The sequence below is a fragment of the Streptomyces drozdowiczii genome (assembly GCF_026167665.1).
GTDB classification, from domain to species: Bacteria; Actinomycetota; Actinomycetes; order Streptomycetales; family Streptomycetaceae; genus Streptomyces; species Streptomyces drozdowiczii_A.
The window spans coordinates 5,619,833-5,644,052 of sequence record NZ_CP098740.1 but is presented as its reverse complement, the minus strand read 5'-3'; the positions used below and the strand labels follow the sequence as shown (position 1 = coordinate 5,644,052).

24 protein-coding genes and 1 tRNA gene are annotated in these 24,220 nt (G+C 72.7%); 14 read left to right on the top strand and 11 right to left on the bottom strand.

Going from position 1 to position 24,220, the window contains the following annotated elements:
* Positions 1-18: 18 nt before the first annotated feature.
* The 4 genes from NEH16_RS25695 (at position 19) to NEH16_RS25680 (ending at position 5,518) form a co-directional block, all read left to right on the top strand.
* Positions 19-106, top strand: a tRNA-Leu gene (locus NEH16_RS25695).
* A 132-nt stretch (positions 107-238) separates the two neighbouring features.
* Positions 239-3,130, top strand: coding sequence for a glycoside hydrolase family 2 TIM barrel-domain containing protein (locus NEH16_RS25690; RefSeq protein WP_265545205.1), 2,892 nt, complete (start codon positions 239-241; stop codon positions 3,128-3,130).
* A 148-nt stretch (positions 3,131-3,278) separates the two neighbouring features.
* Positions 3,279-4,349 (top strand): hypothetical protein, encoded by a 1,071-nt coding sequence (locus tag NEH16_RS25685; RefSeq protein WP_265545203.1) that lies wholly within the window; start codon positions 3,279-3,281, stop codon positions 4,347-4,349.
* A gap of 14 nt (positions 4,350-4,363) precedes the next feature.
* Positions 4,364-5,518, top strand: coding sequence for a hypothetical protein (locus NEH16_RS25680; RefSeq protein ID WP_265545201.1), 1,155 nt, complete (start codon positions 4,364-4,366; stop codon positions 5,516-5,518).
* Positions 5,519-5,548: 30 nt separating this feature from the next.
* On the opposite strand, the gene NEH16_RS25675 is transcribed toward NEH16_RS25680, so the two are convergent.
* Both NEH16_RS25675 and NEH16_RS25670 read right to left on the bottom strand, forming a co-directional pair.
* Complete coding sequence (locus NEH16_RS25675; protein WP_265545199.1) at positions 5,549-5,980, bottom strand: NUDIX hydrolase; 432 nt, start codon at positions 5,978-5,980, stop codon at positions 5,549-5,551.
* A gap of 98 nt (positions 5,981-6,078) precedes the next feature.
* Positions 6,079-6,621 carry a flavoprotein gene (locus NEH16_RS25670; RefSeq protein WP_265545198.1) on the bottom strand — a complete coding sequence of 181 codons (543 nt, stop codon included), beginning with the start codon at positions 6,619-6,621 and terminating at the stop codon, positions 6,079-6,081.
* A gap of 144 nt (positions 6,622-6,765) precedes the next feature.
* On the opposite strand from NEH16_RS25670, the gene NEH16_RS25665 reads away from it, so the two are divergent.
* Complete coding sequence (locus NEH16_RS25665; protein WP_265545196.1) at positions 6,766-7,701, top strand: RluA family pseudouridine synthase; 936 nt, start codon at positions 6,766-6,768, stop codon at positions 7,699-7,701.
* Positions 7,702-7,705: 4 nt separating this feature from the next.
* On the opposite strand, the gene NEH16_RS25660 is transcribed toward NEH16_RS25665, so the two are convergent.
* From NEH16_RS25660 to NEH16_RS25650, 3 genes are all read right to left on the bottom strand, one after another.
* The gene (locus NEH16_RS25660; protein ID WP_265545195.1) at positions 7,706-8,335 is read right to left on the bottom strand and encodes an MBL fold metallo-hydrolase; all 630 of its coding nucleotides are present in this window, start codon (positions 8,333-8,335) and stop codon (positions 7,706-7,708) included.
* Positions 8,335-9,420 (bottom strand): S-(hydroxymethyl)mycothiol dehydrogenase, encoded by a 1,086-nt coding sequence (locus NEH16_RS25655; protein ID WP_265545193.1) that lies wholly within the window; start codon positions 9,418-9,420, stop codon positions 8,335-8,337. The genes NEH16_RS25660 and NEH16_RS25655 overlap by 1 nt, the downstream gene beginning before the upstream one ends.
* A 106-nt stretch (positions 9,421-9,526) precedes the next feature.
* Entirely contained in the window at positions 9,527-10,228 is a 702-nt protein-coding gene (locus NEH16_RS25650) for a FadR/GntR family transcriptional regulator (RefSeq protein ID WP_265545191.1), read from the bottom strand.
* 142 nt (positions 10,229-10,370) lie between these two features.
* On the opposite strand from NEH16_RS25650, the gene NEH16_RS25645 reads away from it, so the two are divergent.
* Together NEH16_RS25645 and NEH16_RS25640 are read left to right on the top strand one after the other, a co-directional pair.
* Entirely contained in the window at positions 10,371-10,880 is a 510-nt protein-coding gene (locus NEH16_RS25645) for a gluconokinase (RefSeq protein WP_073968014.1), read from the top strand.
* An 11-nt stretch (positions 10,881-10,891) separates the two neighbouring features.
* Positions 10,892-12,289, top strand: a complete 1,398-nt coding sequence (locus NEH16_RS25640) for a GntP family permease (protein ID WP_265545189.1) — start codon at positions 10,892-10,894, stop codon at positions 12,287-12,289.
* Here NEH16_RS25640 and NEH16_RS25635 read toward each other — a convergent pair.
* Positions 12,275-12,958: a cytochrome b/b6 domain-containing protein gene (locus tag NEH16_RS25635; RefSeq protein WP_265545187.1), complete on the bottom strand. Its 684-nt coding sequence runs from the start codon at positions 12,956-12,958 to the stop codon at positions 12,275-12,277. The two genes, NEH16_RS25640 and NEH16_RS25635, sit on opposite strands and share 15 nt — an antisense overlap.
* A complete protein-coding gene (locus NEH16_RS25630; protein ID WP_374215602.1) occupies positions 12,900-13,637 on the bottom strand; it encodes a molybdopterin-dependent oxidoreductase in 738 nt (245 codons plus the stop codon). The genes NEH16_RS25635 and NEH16_RS25630 overlap by 59 nt, the downstream gene beginning before the upstream one ends.
* 111 nt (positions 13,638-13,748) lie before the next feature.
* Here NEH16_RS25630 and NEH16_RS25625 point away from each other — a divergent pair, with 111 nt between their 5' ends.
* Positions 13,749-14,189 (top strand): ASCH domain-containing protein, encoded by a 441-nt coding sequence (locus tag NEH16_RS25625; RefSeq protein WP_265545185.1) that lies wholly within the window; start codon positions 13,749-13,751, stop codon positions 14,187-14,189.
* A 7-nt stretch (positions 14,190-14,196) separates the two neighbouring features.
* Here NEH16_RS25625 and NEH16_RS25620 read toward each other — a convergent pair whose 3' ends face one another.
* Positions 14,197-15,438, bottom strand: coding sequence for an FUSC family protein (locus NEH16_RS25620; RefSeq protein WP_265545184.1), 1,242 nt, complete (start codon positions 15,436-15,438; stop codon positions 14,197-14,199).
* Positions 15,439-15,538: 100 nt separating this feature from the next.
* Positions 15,539-17,194, bottom strand: a complete 1,656-nt coding sequence (locus tag NEH16_RS25615) for an FAD-binding dehydrogenase (RefSeq protein ID WP_265545183.1) — start codon at positions 17,192-17,194, stop codon at positions 15,539-15,541.
* 182 nt (positions 17,195-17,376) lie between these two features.
* Here NEH16_RS25615 and NEH16_RS25610 point away from each other — a divergent pair, with 182 nt between their 5' ends.
* From NEH16_RS25610 to NEH16_RS25595, 4 genes are read left to right on the top strand one after another with little or no spacing between them, the layout of a single operon-like run.
* Positions 17,377-18,267: a DMT family transporter gene (locus NEH16_RS25610; protein ID WP_265545182.1), complete on the top strand. Its 891-nt coding sequence runs from the start codon at positions 17,377-17,379 to the stop codon at positions 18,265-18,267.
* Between the two features lie 29 nt (positions 18,268-18,296).
* Entirely contained in the window at positions 18,297-18,809 is a 513-nt protein-coding gene (locus tag NEH16_RS25605) for an NUDIX domain-containing protein (protein ID WP_073968123.1), read from the top strand.
* A gap of 43 nt (positions 18,810-18,852) precedes the next feature.
* On the top strand, positions 18,853-19,248 hold the full coding sequence (locus tag NEH16_RS25600) for a YidH family protein (RefSeq protein WP_073968021.1): 396 nt from the start codon (positions 18,853-18,855) through the stop codon (positions 19,246-19,248).
* Positions 19,245-19,556 (top strand): DUF202 domain-containing protein, encoded by a 312-nt coding sequence (locus NEH16_RS25595; protein ID WP_073968027.1) that lies wholly within the window; start codon positions 19,245-19,247, stop codon positions 19,554-19,556. Before NEH16_RS25600 ends, NEH16_RS25595 begins: the two co-directional genes overlap by 4 nt.
* Here the strand turns inward: NEH16_RS25595 and NEH16_RS25590 are convergent.
* Together NEH16_RS25590 and NEH16_RS25585 are read right to left on the bottom strand one after the other, a co-directional pair.
* Positions 19,553-20,485 carry an NADP-dependent oxidoreductase gene (locus tag NEH16_RS25590; RefSeq protein ID WP_265545179.1) on the bottom strand — a complete coding sequence of 311 codons (933 nt, stop codon included), beginning with the start codon at positions 20,483-20,485 and terminating at the stop codon, positions 19,553-19,555. The two genes, NEH16_RS25595 and NEH16_RS25590, sit on opposite strands and share 4 nt — an antisense overlap.
* 47 nt (positions 20,486-20,532) lie before the next feature.
* Complete coding sequence (locus tag NEH16_RS25585; protein WP_265545178.1) at positions 20,533-21,822, bottom strand: glucarate dehydratase family protein; 1,290 nt, start codon at positions 21,820-21,822, stop codon at positions 20,533-20,535.
* Between the two features lie 152 nt (positions 21,823-21,974).
* On the opposite strand from NEH16_RS25585, the gene NEH16_RS25580 reads away from it, so the two are divergent.
* A complete protein-coding gene (locus tag NEH16_RS25580) occupies positions 21,975-22,997 on the top strand; it encodes a phosphotransferase family protein (protein ID WP_265545177.1) in 1,023 nt (340 codons plus the stop codon).
* 7 nt (positions 22,998-23,004) lie between these two features.
* Entirely contained in the window at positions 23,005-24,219 is a 1,215-nt protein-coding gene (locus tag NEH16_RS25575; protein WP_265545175.1) for an acyl-CoA dehydrogenase family protein, read from the top strand.
* The last annotated feature ends 1 nt before the right edge of the window (position 24,220 follow it).

Here is a 24,220-nt window from a genome sequence, read left to right as displayed (position 1 = left end):
CCGCGAGACAGACACCTTGTCCGGGTGGCGGAATGGCAGACGCGCTAGCTTGAGGTGCTAGTGCCCTTTATCGGGCGTGGGGGTTCAAGTCCCCCCTCGGACACCAGCCACAGGCCCACGATTCCCCAGGAATCGTGGGCCTGTGCCGTTGTGCGGCCCCTCTCTCCGACCGCCCATGGTGAACCGGTTCTTCGCTCATTAGCGTGATCGCGGAAGGTCCCGCCGACCGAGGAGACGCATGAGCCGCACCGACACCGCCTCGCTCGCCTGGTACGAGAGTCCGTCCCCCGGCACCGGCTGTCTGCCGCCGCGTGCCTGGTACGCGGAGTCAGACGCCCGGCGGCTGTCGCTGAACGGCCGCTGGGCCTTCCGCCTCTCGCCGCGCGCGGACGGCGAGGACACCTCGTTCGTACAGCCGGATTTCGACGCCTCGGACTGGGCGACGGTCGCCGTGCCGGGGCACTGGGTGCTTCAGGGCGCGGGCGGGGCACCCGCGTACACCAATGTCGTCTATCCGTTCCCGGTCGATCCGCCGAGGGTGCCGTCGGAGAATCCGACCGGCGACCATCTGCGGCTCTTCGAGCTGCCCGGCGACTGGCCGGGCGGCGGCGGGAGCGTGCTGCGGTTCGACGGGGTGGAGTCGGCCGCCCGGGTGTGGCTGAACGGGGTGGAGCTGGGCGATTTCAAGGGCTCGCGGCTGCCGCACGAGTTCGCGGTGGGCGAGCTGCTGCGGCCCGGTGCCAACGTCCTCGCGGTACGGGTGCACGCCTGGTCGTCCGGAAGCTATCTGGAGGACCAGGACCAGTGGTGGCTGCCCGGGATCTTCCGGGACGTGACGCTGCTGCACCGCCCGGCGGGGGCGCCCGGCGACTTCTTCGTGCACGCCGGTTACGACCACCGCACCGGCTCGGGGACCCTGCGCGTGGAGTGCGAGGGTGCGGAGGGCCGCGTCCTGGTGCCCGGGCTCGGCCTGGACATCGCGGCGGGCGAGACGGTGACGCTGCCGGTCGAGCCGTGGACCGCCGAGACGCCCCGGCTGTACGAAGGGGAGCTGGTGACGCCCGGCGAGCGCGTCCCGCTGCGCATCGGCTTCCGTACGGTCGCCGTGGCGGACGGCGTCCTCAGGGTCAACGGCCGGCGGCTGCTGTTCCGGGGCGTGAACCGGCACGAGTTCCACCCGGAGACGGGCCGGACGGTCGACGCGGAGACCATGCGGCGCGATCTGGTCCTGATGAAGCGGCACAACGTCAACTCCGTACGCACCAGCCACTATCCGCCGCACCCCGCCTTCCTGGACCTCTGCGACGAGCTGGGCCTCTGGGTGATCGACGAGTGCGACCTGGAGACCCACGGCTTCGCGGAGGCGGACTGGCGGAACAACCCGGTGGACGACCCGCGCTGGACGCCCGCGCTGCTCGACCGGGCGGCCCGGATGGTCGAGCGGGACAAGAACCACCCCTCGGTGATCGTCTGGTCGCTGGGCAACGAGTGCGGCACGGGCGCCGGTCTGGGCGCGATGGCCCGGTGGATGCGGCAGCGCGACCCGGACCGCCCGCTGCACTACGAGGGCGACCCGTCGTGCGCGGACATCGATCTGTACTCGCGGATGTACGCCTCGCACGCCGAGGTGGAACTCATCGGGCGACGCGCCGAGGAGCCGCTGGAGGACCCGGAGCTGGACGCGCGGCGGCGCGCGATGCCGTTCGTGCTCTGCGAGTACGCGCACGCGATGGGCAACGGGCCGGGCGGGCTGAGCGAGTACCAGCGGCTGTTCGAGCGGTACGAGCGCTGCCAGGGCGGCTTCGTCTGGGAGTGGATCGACCACGGCCTCGCCCACCCGGAGCTGGGCTTCGCCTACGGGGGCGACTTCGGCGAGGAACTGCACGACGGGAACTTCGTGTGCGACGGGCTGCTCTTCCCGGACCGCACCCCGTCCCCCGGTCTCGCCGAGTACAAGAAGGTCGTCGAGCCGGTGCGCATCGCCCCGGGCAGCGCGCCCGGCGCGTTCACCGTGACCAACACCTACGACTTTACGGACCTGGACCACCTGGAGTTCCGCTGGTCGCAGGAGGCGGACGGCGTCCTCGTCGCCTCGGGCACCCTCGCCGTGCCCCCGCTCGCCCCGGGCGCCTCGGCCGAGGTGGCGGCGGACGCCCCGCCCGGCGACGGGCTGTGGACGCTGCGGGCGGTCCTCGCCGAGGCGACGGACTGGGCCGGGCGCGGCCACCTGGTCGCCTGGGGCCAGAGCGAGGCGGGCACCCCGGCCGCCCCGCGCCCGGCCACCGGGGCGCGCCCGCGCGTCTCCGGCTCCACGGTCGCGCTCGGCCCGGGCACCTTCGACGCGGCGACCGGGGTGCTGCTGCGCATCGGGGACATCCCGGTGGAGGGGCTGCGTCTCGACGTGTGGCGGGCGCCCACCGACAACGACAACGGGGCCGCGTGGCAGCCGGACGAGCGGTACGGGCGGCTCTGGCGGGAGTGGGGGCTGCACCGGATGCGCCACCGCCTGGACGCGGTGGAGGCGGGCGCGGACGCGCTGACCGTGCGCACCCGGGTGGCTCCGGCGGGCCGGGACGTGGGGCTGCGGACCGTGTACCGGTGGACGGCCGACGGGGACCGGCTCGGGCTGACGGTGTCGGTGGAGCCGGAGGGCGACTGGCGGGTGCCGCTGCCCCGGCTCGGTGTGCGGTTCGCGCTGCCCTCCGCGTACGACGCGGTGCGGTGGTTCGGCGGCGGTCCGGGCGAGGCGTATCCGGACACCCGGGCGGCCGCGATGCTCGGGCGGTGGGCCAGGGGCGTGGACGAGTTGCAGACCCCGTACGTCCGGCCGCAGGAGAACGGGGCGCGGGCCGGGGTGCGCTGGGTGGAGCTGGCCGACGCGGGCGGGGGCGGGCTGCGCGCGGAGGGCGGGGCGCCGTTCTCGTTCACGGCGCGCCGCTGGACGGGCGAGGAGCTGGACGCGGCGGAGCACCTGACGGATCTGGTGGCCGGGGACCGGGTCCAGGTGGGCCTGGACCACGCGGTGCAGGGCATCGGCTCGGGGTCGTGCGGGCCGGGCGTGCTGCCCGCGTACCGGCTGGACACGGCACCGGCGGAGTTCTCCTTCGTGTTCTCGGCGCGGGGCCGATAGGTCCGGGGCGGGCCCGGTGCCGTACGGAATCGGCGACCGGGTCCGTTCTGTCCCGGGCCGGGCCCGCAACCCCCTTCCGCGGGGCGGCCGGTGACGTCGTAGCATCGGCGCTTTGCGCGATCTTTACCGCTTCACAAGGGGGAATGTGATGGGCGTCGGGAGGCGACGGGCCCCGGTCATCGCCGGGGTGGTGGCCGGGGCGGTGCTGGCGACGGGCATCGTCCTGTGGGCGACGGACAGCGGGCCGTTCCGGGACAGTTACTGCTGGGGCGCGTGGGAGCAGAACAGCGGGCCGTCCTTCCTCGGGGACGAGGCGCTGGAGAAGTCCGGCTCCGAGCGCGGCTCCACCGAGTCCGCGGCGCCCTCGGCGGCCCGCCCGCACGGCACCTGCACGGTGTCCGTCACCTCATCGGTCGAGGACGACGACTCGGACGAGCCGCTGACCTTCGAGGAGTCGGTGACCCTGGAGTACGGGCAGGTGCCCGCCGGGGCGAAGGAGCGGGGGGCCTGGCTGGCGCACTTCTTCCACGGCTCCGCGTCGCCGCTGCCGGACGGGCTCGACGGCCTCGTGGGTGGGGACCGGGGCATGCTGGTGCTGCCCTCGTCCTGCGACAGGGACGGCGCGCCGTCCGTGGTGACGATCCGCAGCGAGAGCACGGGCGACGGCCATCTCGGCAAGGTCCCCATGCCGTTCACGATCGCCACGCGGACCGATGTGGTCCGGATGCTGCTCGCCGCCGCCAACTCCGGTATGGAGAAGACGGGATGCGCGCCGGCGCAGCCGCTGCGCAGTGGCTCCCCGCTGGTGACGGTGGCCGAGGACGAGGAGTCCGCCGCGTCCCCGCTGTGCCGGATACCGGGGATGACCTTCGACTACGGCGAGGGCTCGCGCTACCGGCAGCAGGTGGGCGCGGTCACCGACCGGCTCCAGACGTGCTCGGTGGTGTGGAAGCAGCTGCGGATGCCGGAGGAGCCGTCCGCGCAGTACGTGATGGCGAGCGGAAACCGTCTGGCCGCCCTTTTCGACGGCCTGCCGGAGGGCGCGGAGCAGGGGCTGCTGCGCCGCAGCTGCGACGGGCGGCAGACCGTGTTCTACGGGCGGGTGGAGGCGGGTCTCCAGGACCGGGGACGCCCCTCCGACCGGCAGGTGTTCAACCGCTTCGTCGAGTCGGTCGGCAAGCGCATCGGGTGCGGAAGCGGAAGCGGTGAGGACGCGTGAGCGAGGAGAACGCCGTGACGGACACGGAGACCCCGGCCGCGCCGGAGGCCCCCGAGGCCCCCCGGCCCCCGCTGGTCCGCCGTCTGCTGCGCAGCCGTACGGTCCGGGCCGCGACCGCCGCCGCGCTGGCCGGGGCCCTGCTGGGCGCGGGTACGGTCGCCTGGCGCACGGACACGCTGCCGCTGCTCGGGCCCTCCCCCTGCTGGGACTCGCTGGGTTCCGGTTCCATGGACGCCCTGTTCGGGGACCGCCGGACGGAGGTGGAGGAGCAGGCGCTGCACAACGACCCGATGGGCGACACCGGTTCGTACGGCCAGTGCCGCGTCACGAGCTACGACGGCGACCGGGCCCGCCGCCAGGTGACGGTGAACGTGCGCCGGCTGGACGGGCTGCGGGGCACCGACTCGCAGGACTGGCCGAGGGAGTTCCTGTCCTCCGGGATGGTGCCGCTCGGCGACGGGCTGCCCGGCATGACCTCGTCCTCGCGCGCCTGGATCGCGCTGCCGCAGGCGTGCACCGGCCGCGACGACTTCACCGGGCCCACGGTGGTGGACATCGGCATGGGCCGGGCGGACTTCGAGGTGTCGTCGGAGTACACGCTGCGGGACCGGGCGGCCCTGACCGGGGCGCTGCTCGACGCGGTCAACGGCGTCATCGACGACTTCGGCTGCTCCGGCACGTACCGGGAGCCGCGCGATCTGCCTGCCCCGGTCGAGTGGGACACCACCCGGCCTTCCACCTTCTGCGGGATCAAGGGCCTCGCCCTGCCGGCGGCGTACCGAAAGGACCTCCGTGAGACCCGCGTCAGCGGCGAGGGCGGCCCGGCCCGGATCTGCGAGGCCGGGTACGACTCCGCCGAGAAGGCCGTGCGCCTGACGACGGTCACCGATCCGGTGCTGGCCGAGATCTACTCGTCGGACGCACTCCACTCGGGCGCACCCGTCAAGGGGACCCGGGGCTACGGAAAGGTGGGCGGGAACCGCGCGGTGTACCGGGCGGTCTGCCAGACGGGCCAGGTGATGTTCGTACTGGAACAACTACGCCCAGCGGGCCCGGGCACCCGCTTCACCTTCACCCACGACCTGCTCCCGGCATACGTGGCAGCGGAGTCCGAGCGCATCGGCTGCGGCCCGCAGAAGGTTACGTTCCCCAAGTCCTCGGCGTCCTGAGCGCCAAGCAACCGACACGTAGCGACGCCCTCAGGGCCGACCCACCTCGGAGTCGGCCCTGATGGCTCCCCGTAGGACATGGACGATGTCCTCGGGCTTGAGGTCGATGGCGTCGAGGCCCTCCAGGGTCAGCGGGATCTCCTCCAACGCGTACTCGCCGCGGCCTTCGGCGCTGAACTCGGGGCCGGTGCGGTCTTCGAAGGACCAGGTCGTGATGCGGGCGAGGTAGAAGAGCTGACGCTCGTCGTCGGACTCCATCGTGTGCAGCAGACGGACGATGTCGGCCTTCCCCGCGATCTCCTCGTGGATCTCTCGGTGGAGGGCAGCCTCGCGTGACTCGTCGCTGGGTTCGACACCGCCACCGGGCAGGACCCAGTACACGGGGATGCCGGGCCTGGTGCGGCGGATGACCAGCATCGTGTGATCCGGGGTGACGAGTACGGCACGGACTCGTTCGATCATTTCGGCTCGTCTCCTTGCTTGTTGACAGTGCTCAGTGGAGCAGCCAGCCGCCGTCGACGTGGACGGACTGCCCCGTGATGAACGCAGCGGAGTGGCGATCACCTTCTGGGAGAATCGGCAATCTTGTCCTCCAACAGTTCCAACGCCTCCTCCCAGCAGAATCGGTCCGCTCCGCCTCCTGTCTTCGGCCAGTGGGGCTCATAGGACCCGATCAATACGCCCATCCCCCGAAGCTGGTCCAGGCTCCGGCCGTACGCCGGGTGGGCGGCCATGGCCGTGTTCACGTACGGGAGGACGGCGGTCGGGATGCCCATCCCATACGCCTCGCACAGGATGCCGAGGGCCAGGGTGTCGGCGATGCCGGCCGTCCATTTGTTGATCGTGTTGAAGGTGGCGGGCGCGACGGCGATGGCGTCGGCGGGTGGCAGCGGACGTGGGTCGCCGGGACTGCGCCAGGCCGAGCGGATCGGGTAGCCGGTCTGGGCCTCTATCGCTTCCGTGTCGAGGAAGCTGAGCCCTTGGGGTGTGGCTACGACCCCGACGCCCCAGCCCTTGTCCTGTGCGGCGGTGATCAGCTTGTGGGCGTCGTCCGCGATCCCGGCTGCGCAGACGACGACGTACAGGAAGGGTTGTGTCGTCACGCTGGGGCTCCCAGTCGTCGGCTCGGGCGGTGGAGTTCGGGCAGCGTACGTCGCCGGTCGCGGGCGGCCAGGCCCCCAGCTCCGTGAAAGGATGCCCCGCACCATGAGAACCATCAGCTTTTCGGTGCCGGGCCGGGGCCCCCGGTGAGGGGGCGGGCTAAGCCGCCGGTGGCGCCGCTGCCTCAGCGTGACGGTGTCGACCCCGTCCGGGTTCGGCTTCCCGCCGATCCGGAGGGGCGGTGGGCGACCGTCGGGGACCATCTCCTCGACCGGTTCGCCGGGGCGATCGGGGCGGAGCGGGTTCGGGCGCTGCTCGCGGACGGGCGGTTCGTGGCCGTGGAGGGGCCGGTCCTCGGTGACGAGCCGTACAGGGCGGGGCTCTATCTCTGGTTCCACCGGGACTTCGCGCCGGAGGAGCCCGTGCCGTTCCCGGTGGGGGTCGTGTACCGCGACGCGCATCTGGTCGTCGCGGACAAGCCGCACTTCCTGGCGACGATGCCCCGTGGCCGGCACATCACGGAGACGGCGGTGGCCCGGCTCCGCCGCGGGCTGGACCTGCCGCAGCTCCAGCCCGCGCACCGGCTGGACCGGATGACGGCGGGGCTGGTGCTGTTCGTGGTGCGGCCCGAGGAGCGCGGGGCGTATCAGACGCTCTTCCGGGACCGGCTGGTGCGCAAGGAGTACGAGGCGGTGGCGCCGTACGATCCCGGGCTCGACCTGCCTCGTACGGTGCGCAGCCGCATCGTGAAGGAGCGCGGGGTGCTCGCGGCGCGCGAGGAGCCCGGGGAGCCGAACAGCGAGAGCCGGATCGAGTTGCTGGAGCACCGGGGCGGGCTCGGCCGTTACCGGCTGCTGCCCGCCACGGGGCGTACGCACCAGCTGCGGGTGCACATGAACAGCCTGGGGCTGCCGCTGGTCAACGATCCGGTCTATCCGGTGACAGAGCCGGACGCGGCGCCCGGTGATTTCTCGCGCCCGCTGCAACTACTCGCCCAGGTGCTGGAGTTCACCGATCCGGTCACGGGAGAGCCGCGCCGCTTCGAGAGCGGGCTACGGCTCTCCGCGTGGCCGGATCAGTAGAGCCTCAGTGGCCCCTCGCGATCCACTCGTCCAGGTGCGGGGCCTCCGCGCCGATCGTGGTGGAGTCGCCGTGGCCGGTGCGCACCTCGGTCGCCGGGTCCAGGGTGAGCAGCCGGTCCCGGATGGAGTCCACGATCACCGGGAACGACGAGAAGGACCGGCCGGTGGCGCCCGGGCCGCCCTGGAAGAGCGTGTCGCCGGTGAAGACCGTGGCCAGCTCGGGGGCGTACAGGCAGACCGCGCCGGGGGCGTGGCCCGGGGTGTGCAGGACGGTCAGCGTGGTCCCGGCGACGGTGATCTCCTGGCCGTCGGCCAGTTCGCCGTCGGGCGCCCGGTCCGGGTGGGTCTGCTTCCACAGCGGCAGGTCGTCCGGGTGGAGCAGGATCGGCGCACCGGTGGCGTCCGCGAGCGCGGGCGCGGCGTCGATGTGGTCGTTGTGCGCGTGGGTGCAGATGATGGCGCGCAGCGTACGGCCGCCGAGGGCGTCCTCGATGGCGGCGGCGTCGTGGGCGGCGTCGATGACGACGGCCTCGGAGTCGTCACCGACGATCCAGACGTTGTTGTCGACGTCCCACTCGCCGCCGTCGAGCGCGAAGGTGCCGGAGGTGACGAGCTGGTCGATGCGGGCGGCCATCAGAACACCACCACCGAGCGCAGCACGTCGCCGTCGTGCATCCGGCCGAACGCCTGCTCGATGTCACCGAGGCCGATGGTCTCGGTGACGAACGCGGCGAGGTCGAGCCGGCCCTGCTGGTGGAGGTCGATCAGCATCGGGAAGTCGCGGGACGGCAGGCAGTCCCCGTACCAGGAGGACTTGAGCGAGCCGCCGCGGCCGAAGACGTCGAGCAGCGGGAGTTCGAGCTGCATCTCGGGGGTGGGGACGCCGACGAGGACGACGGTGCCGGCGAGGTCGCGGGCGTAGAACGCCTGCTTGTACGTCTCCGGGCGGCCGACGGCCTCGATGACGACGTCGGCGCCGTTGCCGCCGGTCAGTTCGCGGATGGCCTCGACGGGGTCGGTGGAGCGGGAGTTGACGGTGTGCGTGGCGCCCATCGACTTCGCCGTCTCCAGCTTGCGGTCGTCGATGTCCACGGCGATGATCCGGGCCGCGCCGGCCAGCCGGGCGCCCGCGATCGCCGCGTCACCGACGCCGCCGCAGCCGATGACGGCGACCGAGTCGCCGCGGCCGACCTGGCCGGTGTTGATGGCAGCGCCGATGCCCGCCATGACGCCGCAGCCGAGGAGCCCGGCGACCTCGGGGGCGACCTCCGGGTCGACCTTGGTGCACTGGCCGGAGGCGACGAGGGTCTTCTCGGCGAAGGCGCCGATGCCCAGGGCCGGGGACAGCTCGGTGCCGTCGAGGAGGGTCATCTTCTGCTTCGCGTTGTGCGTGTCGAAGCAGTACCAGGGGCGTCCGCGCAGACAGGCACGGCACTGGCCGCACACCGCGCGCCAGTTGAGGATCACGAAGTCGCCCGGGGCCACGTCGGTGACGCCCTCGCCGACGGACTCCACGACGCCCGCGGCCTCGTGGCCGAGGAGGAAGGGGAACTCGTCGTTGATCCCGCCCTGCTTGTAGTGCAGGTCGGTGTGGCAGACGCCGCACGCCTGGACCTTGACCACGGCCTCACCGGGTCCGGGGTCCGGGATGACGATCGTCTCGACGCGGACCGGTTCGTTCTTCCCCGGTGCGATGACCCCTTGTACGTGCTGCGGCATTCCCGTGGACTCCCTTATCCCGACTCTTCGCTGAGACCGGTGCTCCCGGTTCGTGGCCGGGAATCGATCACGGGCAACGGTACGCGGTGCCGGGCGGCGGGCGGTCTCAGGGCGCGAGTACGTCCAGCTCGTGCAGGGCGCCGACGGCGATCTCCTTCGTCAGGCGCTCGGCCTCGGCCGCGTCCCCGGCGCGTACGGCCTCGGCGAGGCGGACGTGCAGGGTGACGGCCGCCGGGTCGGGGTCCTCGAACATCACCTGGTGGTGGGTGCGGCCCGCCAGGACCTCGGCGACCACGTCGCCCAGGCGCGCGAACATCTCGTTGCCGGAGGCGTTGAGGACGATGCGGTGGAAGGCGATGTCGTGTGCGAGGTAGCCCTCCAGCTGCTGGCCGCGTGAGGTGGCGACCATGCCGAGGGCGCGCTCGGTCAGCTCGGCGCACTGCTCCGGGGTGGCGTGGCGGGCGGCGAGCGAGGCGGCGACCGGTTCGATCGCGGACCGCAGCACGGTGAGGGAGCGCAGCTGGCGGGGGCGGTCGGCGCCGGCCAGCCGCCACCGGATGACCTGGGGGTCGTACACGTTCCACGCCTCGGCCGGCCGTACGGTCACGCCGACGCGGCGGCGGGACTCGACCAGGTGCATGGACTCCAGGACCCGGACCACCTCGCGGACCACCGTGCGCGAGACGTCGAAGCGCTGGGCCAGCTCGTCCGTGCGCAGCACCTGGCCCGGCGGGTGCTGCCCCGCGGCGATCTCCAGGCCCAGGGCGTCCAGGACATGCGTGTGGAGCCCCTGGGCAGGTGTGGTCATGGCCCCAGGGTACGGGGCGGCCTCCAGGGGCATTAAGTACGACGTTTATGTCACACCCTCTTGAATAAGTCGTACGTATGGGTTTCAGTGGCGCGACGGACCGATGTCGAGGGAGACATCGAAGAGACAGCGAGGCACCGCTATGAGCACCCCCCACGTCGTCGTGGTGATGGGCGTCGCAGGGACCGGCAAGACCACGATCGGTCCCCTGCTCGCCGACGCACTGGGCGTCCCGTACGCCGAGGGCGACGACTTCCATCCCCCCGCGAACATCGCCAAGATGTCGGCCGGCACCCCGCTGGACGACGCGGACCGGTGGCCCTGGCTCGACGCGATCGGGCAGTGGGCGCACGGCCGGGCGGGGCTTGGCGGGGTCGTCAGCAGCTCCGCGCTCAAGCGCGCCTACCGGGACCGGCTGCGCGCCGAGGCCCCGGGCGCGGTCTTCCTGCACCTGACCGGTGACCGGTCCCTGATCGAGGAGCGGATGGCGGGCCGCAAGGGCCACTTCATGCCGACCGCGCTCCTCGACTCGCAGTTCGCCACCCTCCAGCCGCTGGAGGACGACGAGGCCGGCGTCTCCGTGGACGTCTCCGGCACCCCCGAAGAAATCACCCAGCGAGCCGTCGCCGCGTTGCGCCGGCTCGACAGCTAAGGACCACCACCGTGACCAGTCTCAGCGTCGAGACGCTGGCAGCGGACGCCGCCGAACCGATCACCTCGGCCGGCAACGCGCAGTTGGGCATCGCCGTCCTGGCGGGCATCGCCGTCATCGTCCTGCTCATCACCAAGTTCAAGATGCACGCGTTCCTCGCGCTCACCATCGGCTCGCTGGCGCTCGGCTCCTTCGCCGGTGCCGCGCCGGCGAAGACGATAGCGAGCTTCACCGCGGGCCTCGGCTCCACCGTCGCGGGCGTCGGCGTCCTGATCGCGCTCGGCGCGATCCTGGGCAAGCTGCTCGCGGACTCCGGCGGCGCCGACCAGATCGTGGACACGATCCTGGCGCGGACGAGCCAGCGGGCCATGCCGTGGGCGATGGTCCTCATCGCCTCGATCATCGGCCTGCCGCTGTTCTTCGAGGTCGGGATCGTCCTGCTGATCCCGGTCGTGCTGCTCGTCGCCAAGCGCGGCAACTACTCCCTGATGCGCATCGGCATCCCGGCCCTGGCCGGCCTGTCCGTGATGCACGGCCTCATCCCGCCGCACCCCGGCCCGCTCGTCGCGATCGACGCGCTGGACGCCAACCTCGGCGTCACGCTGGCCCTCGGGGTGGTCGTCGCGATCCCGACGGTGATCCTGGCCGGACCGGTCTTCTCGCGTTACGCCGCCCGCTGGGTGGACATCAAGGCGCCGGAGAAGATGATCCCGCAGCGCCCCTCCGAGGACCTGGAGCGCCGCCCCGGCTTCGGCGCCACCCTCGCCACGATCCTGCTGCCCGTGGTGCTGATGCTGATCAAGGCGCTCGTGGACATCGTGGTGGACGACCCGGAGCAGGGGCTCCAGAAGGTCACCGATGTGATCGGCTCCCCGCTGATCGCGCTGCTGGCGGCCGTGATCGTCGGCATGTTCACGCTGGGCCGGGCGGCCGGCTTCACCAGGGCGCGGCTCTCCACCACGGTGGAGAAGTCCCTCGCCCCGATCGCCGGTGTGCTGCTCATCGTGGGCGCGGGCGGCGGCTTCAAGCAGACGCTGATCGACGCGGGCGTGGGCCAGATGATCCTGGACTTCTCCGAGGACTGGTCGATCCCCGCGCTGCTGCTCGGCTGGCTGATCGCCGTGGCGATCCGGCTGGCGACCGGCTCGGCGACCGTGGCGACGATCTCGGCGGCCGGTCTGGTCGCCCCGCTCGCGGCCGACATGTCGACCTCGCACGCGGCGCTGCTGGTCCTCGCCGTCGGCGCGGGCTCGCTCTTCTTCAGCCATGTCAACGACGCCGGCTTCTGGCTGGTGAAGGAGTACTTCGGCATGGACGTGGGCCAGACGGTGAAGACCTGGTCGGTGATGGAGACCATCATCTCCGTGGCCTCGCTGGTCTTCATCCTGCTGCTGTCACTCGTCCTCTAGCCGGTCCCCCGCTCCGGGCGCCCACAGCGGGTGCTCGCGGCGGGCCCACTCCCGGCTCACCGACCCGGAGCGCATGCCGCGGCGTGCCTCCGGGTCGGCGTACGCCATGGCGATGTGGCCGGCCAGCACCAGCCCCGCCGCGAGGGCCAGCCAGTCGTGGACGAAGGTCGCGGCGGTGCGCCACACCAGCGGGGCGAAGCCGGTGAACCACATCAGCAGCCCGGTGCCCGCCATGACGAGCACCGCCCCGGCGATCCACGCGGCGTACAGCTTCTGCCCGGCGTTGAACTTCCCGGCCTCCCGCGCCCCGGGCCGCCGGTCTCGCCGCAGCGCCGCCAGCAGCCACCGCCGGTCGTGCGGCCCGAAGCGGTTGAGCCGCCGCAGGTCCGCCCGCAGCGGCCGCGCCGCGAGACCCGCGAGCGGCGGTACGGGGATGAGCAGCCCGGACCACTCGTGCACGGTGACCACGAGGTGGCGGCGGCCGACGAGTTCGGCGAGCTGCGGCACGTACAGGCAGGCGGCCGAGGCCACGCACAGCAGCGTCAGCGCGGCCGTGGCCCGGTGCACCAGGCGTACCGGGCGGGCGAACCGGTGGATTCGGCCGGCCGGTTCAGACCGTGGGGGCGTCGTCGCGGCCGTTGGACCGGCCGACCCAGGCGTCGACGTCATAACCGAGCTTCTCCCAGTAGCCGGGGCGCACGGAGTCCGTGACGGTGATCCCGGAGAGCCATTTCGCGGACTTGTAGAAGTACATCGGGGCCACGTACAGCCGCACCGGCCCGCCATGGGCGTGGGACACGGGCTTGCCGTCCATCCGCAGCGCCACGAGCACATCGGCGCGGCGGGCCTGGTCGAGCGTCAGGCTCTCGCTGTAGGTCCCGTCGAAGCAGGTGAAGCGGACGGCCTTGGCCCCCGGCCGCACCCCGGCCGCGTCCAGCAGGGCGGAGAGCCGCACGCCCTCGAAGGCGGTCTCCGGGACCCGCCAGCCGGTGACGCACTGGACGTCCCGGACGGTACGGGTCTGCCGCATCCCGCGCAGCGCGTCCAGCGTGTACGTGGCCGGGCGGTCGACGAGCCCGTCCACCTTCAGCCGGTAGTCCGCGGCGCCCTTGGCCGGTACGGAGGAGGCGACCGAGTAGTAGCGGAAGCCGCCGCCGTTGGGCAGCAGCCCGGTGAGCCCGGTGGGGTCCTTGCCGGCGACCGCGCCCAGGCCCGATTCCAGGGTCCGTTGCAGCACGGGCGCGGCGACGAGCCCGGCGGCGCCGAGGCCCAGCATGGCCAGGACCACGCGGCGGCCGACGGGGGCGCCGACACCGTCCGGCCCGTCGTCGGGTGGGGAACTGTTCACCCCACGATTCGAGCACCCGGGGCGCCCGGACGCCAGGGGCGGCGGCGGGCCGTCACCGTCCCGTCAGATTTACCGCGCGCAGCGAAGGGGCCCGGTGCCAGACTGGCGCCCATGCCGAACCGTGAAGCGCTCAAGCCCTTCCTGCTCGCCTTTCCCGGGCCGCTGCGCGACCAGCTGGTCGCCGCGGTCCTGGACGGGCGGAAGGTGTCGACGTCCGGCCTGCTGGTGGAGTACGAGATCGAGCAGGAGGAGCTGCCTCCGGTCGGTGAGCGGTCCGCCCTCATCGACTCGGACGGCCGGGAGATCGCCGTAATCGAGGTGACCGAGGTACGGGTGCTGCCGCTGGCGGACGTGGACCTCCAGCACGCGCTGGACGAGGGCGAGGGCCATGCGTCGGTCGCCGAGTGGCGGGCGGCGCACGAGCGGTTCTGGCACAGCGAGGAGATGCGGGACGCGCTCGGCGACCCGGACTTCACGGTGGACGACCGGACGATGATCGTCGCCGAGCGGTTCCGGGTGGTCGAGCGCATCGATCCGGACGTGGACGGCTGAGCGGCCCCTAGGCCTCCGCCCGCTCCTTCCGGTCCGCGCCCTTCACCAGGCCCAGGCGGCGGCGGAACGCGAGCAGCCGGGGGTGGCGTTCGTGCAGCACGGCCGAGCGGCGGTCGAGTTCCTGGCCCAGGCGCTCGGCGCGCTTCTCGATGTCCAGCTCGTCCAGGATGCGGTCCACCTCGGCGAGCAGCGCCCCGTGCAGCTGCCACTTCCGGGGGTGCTCCTGGACGGCGGCCAGCAGCATGTCCGCCACCAGGTCGCGGGTCCGCCGGCTGGCGTCGAGCGCCTCGGTGAGCCGGTCCTCGGCCTCCTCGGCGCTGGCGGCGACCGGGGTCGTGATGAGCACCGAGAAGCTCTCGATGGCCCCCGCCATCTGCTCGAACAGCTCCGTCATATGGGCGGCGACCTCGGCCGGGAACTGAGGTGCGTCGCCCCGGTCCTTGGCGAGGTCGGTCAAGGTCCTGGACAGCACCCGGAGGACGACGGCGCAGATCTCCAGCGTGTCCAGACCGGTCCGCAGCACCACGCGGTGCAGCAGGCCCTGCCGCACCCGCGGGTTGTACATGAGGCTTTCCTCGGCCTGCCGCAGGGAGGCGTCCACCTCCACGATGTCGTGGTCGAGCCGGCGGGCCCGGTGCAGCCGCTCGGCCGCCTCCGGGACGGTGACCGGGCGGGCGAGGTCGCTGCCCAGATCGCGGAACATCTGCCCCATCTCGCGGGCCAGCCCGTCGATGGAGGCGCCTGCGGTCTGCACCCAGACGGGCGGGGCGAACAGCAGGTTGAACAGCAGACCCACACCGGCGCCGATCAGCGTCTCGTACACGCGCTCCCACGCCATGCTGGACCGCGCGGACTGCGAGGTGACGCCGAGCACCAGCATGGCGCTGATCGCCACCTCGGGGACGAACTCGTCCACCCGGACCAGTCTGCCGATGATCAGCGCCGTGAAGATGGTCAGCCCGAGGCTCCACCAGGAAATGCCGACCAGGGCGCTGAAGCCGCTCGCGATGAGGACACCGACGACGACGGCCACCACACGCTTCACCGACATGTTGACGGTGGCGTAGAGGGTGACCTGGACGACGAGCAGCGCGGTCAGCGGTGCGGTCAGGGGGGCGGGCTCGGTCAGGGTCGCGGTCGCCACGGCATAGGCGATGACCGCGGCGCCCGTGGAGCGCAGGGTCTGCGCCGCCACGGGCTCCGTGGTGCGCCGGACGAGGTTGATGACGGGTTCGGCTACTCCTGGCATCTTCTTCCCATGCCCGGATAGCGGCGTCTCCCCACGGTTCCGCCCCCGGAACCCCACCGGACGGACGCGCCCGGGGCGGGAAACCCTCGGCCGACCGCCCTCAGCCGACCGCCTTCGCCGCCGCCCGGCCCGCCGCGCGGCCGGAGAAGATGCAGCCGCCCAGGAAGGTGCCCTCCAGCGAGCGGTAGCCGTGCACCCCGCCGCCGCCGAAACCGGCCGCCTCCCCGGCCGCGTACACCCCGGGCAGCGGGGTGCCGTCGCCGGTCAGGACGCGCGAGGACAGGTCGGTCTCGAGCCCGCCGAGCGACTTGCGGGTCAGGATGTTCAGCCGTACGGCGATGAGCGGCCCGGCCTTCGGGTCGAGGATGCGGTGGGGCGCCGCCGTGCGGATCAGCTTGTCGCCCAGGTAGCTGCGGGCGCCCCGGATCGCGGTGATCTGCAGGTCCTTCGTGAAGGGGTTGGCGATCTCCCGGTCGCGGGCGGTGATCTCGCGGCGCAGCGCGTCCTCGTCGATGAGGCCGTCCCCGGTGAGCGCGTTCATGCCGCGTACGAGGGCGCCGAGGTCCTTCTCCACGACGAAGTCCGCCCCGTTGTCCATGAACGCCTTCACGGGGGCCGGGACGTCGGCGCGGGCGCGGCCGATCACGCCGCGGACGGACTTGCCGGTCAGGTCGGGGTTCTGCTCGGAGCCGGAGAGCGCGAACTCCTTGCCGATGATCTTCTGGTCGAGCACGAACCAGGTGTAGTCGTGGCCGGTGCGCATGATGTGTTCGAGGGTGCCCAGCGTGTCGAAGCCGGGGAAGAGCGGGACGGGCAGCCGCTTGCCGGTGGCGTCCAGCCAGAGCGAGGACGGACCGGGCAGGATGCGGATGGCGTGCTTGTCCCAGATGGGGTTCCAGTTCTCGATGCCCTCGGTGTAGTGCCACATCCGGTCGCGGTTGATGTGGTGGGCGCCCGCCTTCTCGGCGACGCCGAGCATCAGCCCGTCGACGTGCGCGGGGACGCCGGAGAGCAGCTTGGCCGGCGGGGTGCCGAGCCGTTGTGGCCACTGGGCGCGTACGAGGTCGTGGTTGCCGCCGATGCCGCCCGAGGTGACGATCACCGCCTGGGCCCTCAGCTCGAAGGCGCCCGCGGTCTCCCGGCCGCTGGCGGTCCCGCGTGGCGCGGCGCTCGGTTCCAGGACCTCGCCGGTCACCGTGTCGACGGCGCCGCCGGTGCGGGCGAGGCCGGTGACCCGGTGGCGGAAGCGGAAGGTGACGAGGCCCTTGGCGACGCCCTCGCGGACCCGGCGCTCGAAGGGGGCGACGACGCCGGGGCCGGTCCCCCAGGTGATGTGGAAGCGGGGGACGGAGTTGCCGTGGCCGTTCGCGTCGTAGCCGCCGCGCTCCGCCCAGCCGACGACGGGGAAGAACCGCATGCCCTGGGCGTGCAGCCAGGAACGTTTCTCCCCGGCCGCGAAGTCGACGTACGCCTCGGCCCACTTGCGCGGCCAGTGGTCCTCCTCGCGGTCGAAACCGGCGGTGCCCAGCCAGTCCTGGAGGGCCAGCTCATGGCTGTCCTTGATGCGCATCCGGCGCTGTTCGGGCGAGTCCACGAGGAAGAGGCCGCCGAAGGACCAGTGCGCCTGGCCGCCGAGCGACTGCTCGGGCTCCTGGTCGAGCACGAGGACCGAGCGTCCCGCGTCCACCAGCTCCGCGGTGGCCACGAGCCCGGCGAGCCCCGCCCCGATCACGATCACATCAGCGTCGTACGCCATGGTTTCCATCCTTGTCGGGGCTCGCGAAGTTACTCGTGCGTCAGATCTTGGGCACCGCCCGTCCCCGCGTCAACCGCCCGGTCATCCGCCCCGGTCGGCCGCGCCGTCGCCGCACCGGCCGGGGCGGGCGGTTATCGTCGGAACACATCACCCTCCTCCGGCCTGACGTGGGGTGGACAAGCGTGTCGGTGCTGGTCCTCGTGCTCGCCGTGACGGCCGCCTGCTGCCTGGGCTTCGGCTTCGTGTTCCAGCAGGCCGCCGCCGCCCACGCGCCCAAGCGCGACTATCTGACGTTCCGGCTGCTGCTCGACCTGATGAAGGTGCGCAGCTGGCTGGCGGGCATCGGGCTGATGGTGTGCGGCATGGTGCTGGGTGCGCTGGCGCTCGGCAAGGGCGAGGTCTCCGTCGTCGAGCCGCTGCTGGCGACGAACCTGCTCTTCGCGATGGCCCTGTCCCGGCACCGCACCGGCCAGCGGCTCGGCCGCCAGGGCTGGGCGGGGCTCTGGCTGCTGGCCCTCGGGGTCGCCGCCTTCCTGGTGGCGGGCGAGCCGAAGGGCGGCGAGGCGGTGTCGAGCCCGCTGCGGCACTGGCTGGTCGTCGGGGTGGTGGCCGGGCTCGCCCTGCTGCTGACCGCGGTCGCCAAGCGGCGCAGGTCGCGGTCGTCCCCGGCGCTGCTCGCGGTGGCGGCCGGGCTGCTCTACGGCTTGCAGGACGCGCTGACCCGGGTCAGCGGCGAGCGCTTCTCGGAGGGCGGCTGGTCGGGTCTGCTGACGTCCTGGCAGCCGTACGCGGTGCTGGTGCTCGGGGTGACCGGCCTGCTGCTGGTGCAGAGCGCCTTCGAGACGGGGCCGCTGCGGATGTCGCTGCCCGCGCTCACGGCGGCCCAGCCGCTGGCCGGGATCGCCTGCGGGATCGGCTTCCTGGGCGACCAGGTGCGGACGGACACGGGCGCGCTGGCCTGGCAGGCCGCCGGGCTCGCGGCGATCGTGACGGGCATCGTGCTGCTGGGGCTGCATCCGGCGATGCCGGAGGGCCCGGTGCGGCGCGGTACGCACAGCCTCCAGCGGCACTGAGTACGAGGCGGTGCTGTTGGATGGCCCGCATGAACCCTTCTGACGAGATCCTGGACATCGTCGACGAGAACGACGTGGTCGTGGGGCAGGCCCCGCGCGGCGAGGCGACCGCCCGGGGGCTGCGCCACCGGTGCGTGTTCATCGAGGCGCGGGACGCCGAGGGCCGGGTCTTCGTGCACCGCAGGACCGCGAGCAAGCTGGTGTTCCCCTCGCACTACGACATGTTCGTCGGCGGGGTGGTCGGCGCGGGTGAGAGCTACGACGAGGCGGCGCTCCGGGAGGCCGAGGAGGAGCTGGGCGTCTCGGGGCTGCCGCGCCCGGAGCCGCTGTTCAAGTTCCTGTACGAGGACGGCCGGCACGCCTGGTGGTCGTCGGTCTACCGGGTCCGGTGCGAGCTGCCGGTGAATCCGCAGGCGGAGGAGGTCGCCTGGCACACCTTCCTGGACGACGCGGAGCTGGAGCGGCGGCTCGGCGACTGGCTGTGGGTGCCGGACGGGCTGGACTGCTACCGGCGGCTGCGGGCGTTCCGGGAAACCGCCTGAGCCGGTCGGAAGCGAACGGAAAAGCGGCGGATAAGGTCCACGCGTGAACGAATTCGTACAGAGCCTGCGGCTGTGGTTCGCGCCGGAGCGCGTCCGCTCCGAGGGCGAGACCCCCGACTACCGCTTCTCGCTGGCCAACGAGCGGACCTTCCTGGCCTGGATCCGGACGGCGCTGGCCCTGATCGGCGGAGGCTTCGCGGTCGACCAGTTCCTGCCGGAGCTGTCCTGGGGGGTCCGCACGGGTCTGGCGCTCGCGCTGCTGGCGGCGGGGGTGCTGTGCGCGCTGCGCGCGGTGAACCACTGGGTGCGGTGCGAGCGGGCGATGCGGCGCGGCGAGGACCTGCCGGTCTCGCGTTTCCCGACGCTGCTGAGCATCGCGGTCGCCGTGGTGGCGGTGGCGATGGTGGTGGTGGTCCTCTTCGGCTGGGAGGGCCGGTGACCGCCGAGGAGCGCGATCCGGGGCTCCAGCCGGAGCGGACCCGGCTGGCGTGGCGGCGTACGACGCTGTCGTGCACGGTGGCCGCGGTGCTGGCCGTGCGGCAGACGCTGCACGGCGGGGCGACGAAGGCGGCGGTCATCGCGCTGTCGCTGAGCGCCCTGGCCTGGCTGGGGTTCCTGTGGGTCGCGAACCGCCGGGTGCAGTCCATGGGGGGCGCCCGCCCGCAGCCGATGGCGGCGGCGGCCGCGATCACCGCCGCCGCGTGCACGGTGGCGCTGGCGGTGTTCGCGGCGGCGATGCTGGTCTAGGACCAGTCCACGGTGACGATGATCTTGCCGCGGGTCCGGCCCTCCGCGTTGAGCCGCTGGGCCGCCGCCGTCTCGGCGAGCGGGAAGACCCGGTCGACGTGGACCGTGACGATGCCCTGCTCGGCCAGTTCCGCGAGGTGCGCGAGGTCGTCGGCGTCGGGCCGGACGAACGCGTACCGGCCGCCGTACGAGAAGACCTCGGTGTCCACGATGGAGGCGAGGCGTCCATCGGGGGCCAGGGTCTCTGCGGAGGCGCGCAGGGCGTCCCCGCCCACCGTGTCGAAGGCGGCGTCGATGCCCTCGGGGGCCAGCTCCCGCAGCCGGTCCGCCAGCCCGTCCCCGTACGCCACGGGCTCCGCGCCGAGCGTGCGCAGGTGGTCGTGGTTGCGTTCGCTGGCGGTGCCGATGACGCGGCAGCCGGCGTGCCGGGCGAGCTGGACGGCGAGCGAGCCGACACCGCCCGCCGCCGCGTGGACGAGGACGGTTTCGCCCTCCTGGACGCGCAGGGTGCGGTGGAGCACCTGGTAGGCGGTGAGCCCGGCCAGCGGCAGGCCCGCCGCCTCCTCGAAGCTCAGGCGCAGCGGCTTGCGCGCGAGGGTGCGCACGGGCGCGGCCACGTATTCGGCGAAGGTCCCCCGGCTCAGGAAGTCCTCCCGTACGTAGCCGATGACCTCGTCGCCGACCGCGAACTCGTCCACGGCGACGCCGGGCTGGACGACGACCCCGGAGACGTCCCAGCCGGGGATCACCGGGAAGGCCGTGTCCAGCATGCCGTCCAGACTGCCTTCGCGGGCCTGCCGGTCGACCGGGTTCACGGCGGCGGCCCGGACCTTGACCAGGACGGTGTCGGGGCCCACCTTCGGGTCGGGCCGCTCGCCGTACTCCAGGACGTCCTCGTCGCCGAACCTGCTGTAGCTGATCGCCTTCATGCTCCGACCCTCGCGGCGGTCCGGGGCTCCCGCAACTCAGCCGGGGGTCACCAGCGCGGGATCGACGGGGTCCGCCACTCCGGCTCGGCCTTGCGCATCGCGGCGGCGTCGTCGCGCTCGCGCATCGTGCCGTCGTCGTCCAGCCAGCGGCGGTGCAGTGCGGCGAGCCGGTCCCGGTCGAGTTCGACGCCGAGGCCGGGGGCGTCCGGGACGGTGAGGCGGCCGTCCTCGAAGACGTGGCGGGTGGTGATGACGTCCTCGGTCTGCCAGGGGTAGTGGCTGTCGCAGGCGTAGTCCAGGTTGGGCACGGTGGCCGCGACGTGCGTCATCGCGGCGAGGCTGATGCCCAGGTGGGTGTTGGAGTGCATCGAGAGCCCGACGCCGTGCAGGCGGCAGATCGCGGCGAGCTCGCGGGTGCGGTGCAGCCCGCCCCAGTAGTGGTGGTCGGACAGGACGACCTGGACGGCGTCCCGGGCGAACGCCTCGGGGACCTCGGCGAGCGTGGTGACGCACATGTTGGTGGCCAGCGGCACGTCCGTGCCCGCCGAGACGGCGGCCATCGCGTCGGTGCCGCTCGCCGGGTCCTCCAGGTATTCGAGGACGTCCTTCAGCTGCTCGGCGACGTACAGCGAGGTCTCCGCGGACCAGGCGCCGTTGGGGTCCAGGCGCAGCGGCTGCCCGGGGAACGCCTCGGCGAGCGCGCGGACGGCGGCGATCTCCTCGTCGGGCGGGAAGACGCCGCCCTTGAGCTTGAAGGAGGAGAAGCCGTGGTCGCGGGAGAAGCGGCGGGCCTGGGCGACGACCCCGGCCGGGTCGAGCGCCGCGCCCCAGTCGTCGCGCTCGCCGCCCGCCGGGTGCTCGGCCCAGCGGTAGAAGAGGTACGCGCTGTACTCGACCCGGTCGCGGACCTTCCCGCCGAGCAGCGCGTGCACCGGGAGCCCGACGGCCTTGCCGAGCGCGTCCAGGCAGGCCACCTCGAAGCCGGAGACGACCGAGAGCCGCAGCTTGTCCGCGGTCTGGACGCCGCGCAGCCCGCCCGCGTCGACCCGCTCGTCGGCCGCCCGTGAGTCGCCGCACACCTCGTCGGCGAGGGCGAACAGTCCGTTCACATCGCTGACCGGCCGTCCGGGCAGGGCGGCGGCCAGCGGCCTCGCGAGTTCGAGGTACTTGCCGTCGCCGTAGGTCTCCCCGATCCCGGTGACCCCGCCCCGGGTGACGACCTCCACGACGAGCCGGGGCGTGTACGGCTGGTGGACGCCCTGGGTGTTGAGCAGGGGCGGGTCGGCGATGAGGATCGGGGTGAGCCGGACTTCGTCGATGAGCAGCGCGGTATCCATACGTGAACCCTATTCAGGGATGCGACCGAATACCAGAGGCCGGCGGTACCGGGACCGGAGACTCCGCATCCGGTTCCGGGGACGCACTGGACGACATACCGACTGGTCGGCATCATGAGAGCGACCGTTCGCCCACTCCGGAGGTACGCACGATGAGCCACGTCCATCCGCCAGGTCTCGACCTCGACCGGCTGCGCGGACACCTGGACCGCGAGCGCCCGGGCCTGGTGGGCGGACCGCTCGACGCCCGCGTCGTGGAGGGCGGCCGGTCGAACCTGACGTACGTCGTCACCGACGGCACCGCCCAGTGGGTCGTCCGGCGGCCCCCGCTCGGGCACGTCCTGGCCACCGCGCACGACATGAAGCGCGAGCACCGGGTGATCAGCGCCCTGCACCCGACGGCGGTACCGGTCCCCGAACCGCTCCTGCTCTGCGAGGACGACGCGGTCATCGGCGCGCCCTTCTACGTCATGGAGTACGTGGAGGGCACCCCGTACCGCACGGCCGAGCAGCTGGTCCCGCTCGGCCCCGAGCGCACCCGCGCCGCGGTGCTCGCCCTGGTCGACACGCTGGTCGAGCTGCACGCCGTGGACCCCGAGGCGGTCGGGCTCGGCGACTTCGGGCGGCCCGAGGGCTTCCTCGACCGGCAGCTGCGCCGCTGGGGCAAGCAGCTGGCCGCCTCCCGCAACCGCGAACTGCCCGGCATCGAGGAGCTGCACGCGGCGCTCGGCCGCGCGCTGCCCGTCTCCCCCGCGCCCACCGTGGTGCACGGCGACTACCGCCTGGACAACGCGCTGATCGGCGCCGACGACGAGATCAAGGCCGTCCTCGACTGGGAGATGTCCACGCTCGGCGACCCGCTCACCGACCTCGGGCTGCTCGTCATGTACAGCTCCGACCTGGGGCTGCCGGAGTCGCCGGTCTCCACGACCAGCGGCGCGCCCGGCCACCCGGCGCCCGCCGAGCTGATCGAGCGCTACGCGGCCCGGTCCGGCCGCGACACCTCCGCCCTCTCCTGGTACACGGCCTTCGCCTGGTTCAAGCTCGCCGTGATCCTGGAGGGCATCCACTACCGCTACACGCTGGGCCAGACGGTCGGCGGCGGCTTCGACCGCATCGGCGATCTCGTCCCCGTCTTCATCGAGCACGGCCTCACCACCCTCCAGGAAGGCTGAACCCCCCATGGACTTCGCATTCGACGCCCGCACCGAGGAGCTGCGCACCCGGCTCCTCGCCTTCATGGACGAGCACGTCTACCCGGCCGAGCGGATCGCGGACGAGCAGCGCGACGGGCTGGACTCGCCCTGGCAGACCCCGCAGGTCGTGGAGGACCTGAAGGCGGAGGCCCGCCGGCAGGGCCTGTGGAACCTCTTCCTGCCGGGCACGGAGCACGGGGCCGGTCTGAGCAACCTCCAGTACGCGCCGCTGGCGGAGATCCTGGGCCGCTCGCCGCGTCTGGCGCCGACCGCGACGAACTGCGCGGCGCCGGACACCGGGAACATGGAGGTGCTGGCCGAGTTCGGCACGGACGAGCAGAAGAAGCGGTGGCTGGAGCCGCTGCTGGCCGGGGAGATCCGGTCGGCCTTCGCGATGACGGAGCCGGAGGTCGCCTCCTCGGACGCGACCAACATCGAGACCCGGATCACCCGCGACGGCGGTGACTACGTCATCAACGGCCGCAAGTGGTACATCTCCGGGGCGATGAACCCGGACTGCGAGGTCTTCATCGTGATGGGCAAGACGGACCCGGACGGCGCGGACATCCGCCGCCAGCAGTCGCAGATCCTGGTGCCCCGGGACACCCCCGGTCTGACGGTGAAGCGCGCCATGCGGGTGTACGGCTACGAGGACCACTGGCACGGCGGCCACGCGGAGGTCGTCTTCGAGGACGTGCGCGTGCCGGCGTCGAACCTGATCGGCGAGGAGGGCGGCGGCTTCGCCATCGCCCAGGCCCGGCTGGGTCCGGGGCGCATCCACCACTGCATGCGGCTCATCGGCATGGCGGAGCGCGCGATCGAGCTGATGTGCCGGCGCGCGGTCTCCCGTACCGCCTTCGGCAAGCCGCTGGCCCAGCAGGGCGTCGTACAGAACTGGATCGCGGACGCCCGGGTCACCGTCGAGCAGCTGCGGCTGCTGGTGCTGAAGACGGCCTGGCTGATGGACACCGTCGGCAACCGGGGCGCGCACACCGAGATCCAGTCCATCAAGATCGCCACCCCGCGCGCGGTGGTCGCCATCCTCGACCAGGCGGTGCAGCTGCACGGCGCGGGCGGGGTGAGCCAGGACTTCCCGCTGGCCGAGCTGTGGGCCTCGGCCCGGACGCTGCGGCTCGCGGACGGCCCGGACGAGGTCCACCAGCGCTCGCTGGCCCGGCGGGAGATCAAGAAGTACCTGTAGC

What these genes read in the sequence shown, in the direction of transcription:
- NEH16_RS25650 (WP_265545191.1), bottom strand. Translation starts at nt 10,228, where the DNA reads ATGACCACACCTGCCCAGGGGCTCCACACGCATGTCCTGGACGCCCTG.
- NEH16_RS25675 (WP_265545199.1), bottom strand. Translation starts at nt 5,980, where the DNA reads ATGATCGAACGAGTCCGTGCCGTACTCGTCACCCCGGATCACACGATG.
- NEH16_RS25625 (WP_265545185.1), top strand. Translation starts at nt 13,749, where the DNA reads ATGCCGAACCGTGAAGCGCTCAAGCCCTTCCTGCTCGCCTTTCCCGGG.
- NEH16_RS25580 (WP_265545177.1), top strand. Translation starts at nt 21,975, where the DNA reads ATGAGCCACGTCCATCCGCCAGGTCTCGACCTCGACCGGCTGCGCGGA.
- NEH16_RS25585 (WP_265545178.1), bottom strand. Translation starts at nt 21,822, where the DNA reads ATGGATACCGCGCTGCTCATCGACGAAGTCCGGCTCACCCCGATCCTC.
- NEH16_RS25635 (WP_265545187.1), bottom strand. Translation starts at nt 12,958, where the DNA reads ATGACGTCGACGCCTGGGTCGGCCGGTCCAACGGCCGCGACGACGCCC.
- NEH16_RS25690 (WP_265545205.1), top strand. Translation starts at nt 239, where the DNA reads ATGAGCCGCACCGACACCGCCTCGCTCGCCTGGTACGAGAGTCCGTCC.
- NEH16_RS25615 (WP_265545183.1), bottom strand. Translation starts at nt 17,194, where the DNA reads ATGGCGTACGACGCTGATGTGATCGTGATCGGGGCGGGGCTCGCCGGG.
- NEH16_RS25605 (WP_073968123.1), top strand. Translation starts at nt 18,297, where the DNA reads ATGAACCCTTCTGACGAGATCCTGGACATCGTCGACGAGAACGACGTG.
- NEH16_RS25660 (WP_265545195.1), bottom strand. Translation starts at nt 8,335, where the DNA reads ATGGCCGCCCGCATCGACCAGCTCGTCACCTCCGGCACCTTCGCGCTC.
- NEH16_RS25655 (WP_265545193.1), bottom strand. Translation starts at nt 9,420, where the DNA reads ATGCCGCAGCACGTACAAGGGGTCATCGCACCGGGGAAGAACGAACCG.
- NEH16_RS25685 (WP_265545203.1), top strand. Translation starts at nt 3,279, where the DNA reads ATGGGCGTCGGGAGGCGACGGGCCCCGGTCATCGCCGGGGTGGTGGCC.
- NEH16_RS25575 (WP_265545175.1), top strand. Translation starts at nt 23,005, where the DNA reads ATGGACTTCGCATTCGACGCCCGCACCGAGGAGCTGCGCACCCGGCTC.
- NEH16_RS25590 (WP_265545179.1), bottom strand. Translation starts at nt 20,485, where the DNA reads ATGAAGGCGATCAGCTACAGCAGGTTCGGCGACGAGGACGTCCTGGAG.
- NEH16_RS25620 (WP_265545184.1), bottom strand. Translation starts at nt 15,438, where the DNA reads ATGCCAGGAGTAGCCGAACCCGTCATCAACCTCGTCCGGCGCACCACG.
- NEH16_RS25645 (WP_073968014.1), top strand. Translation starts at nt 10,371, where the DNA reads ATGAGCACCCCCCACGTCGTCGTGGTGATGGGCGTCGCAGGGACCGGC.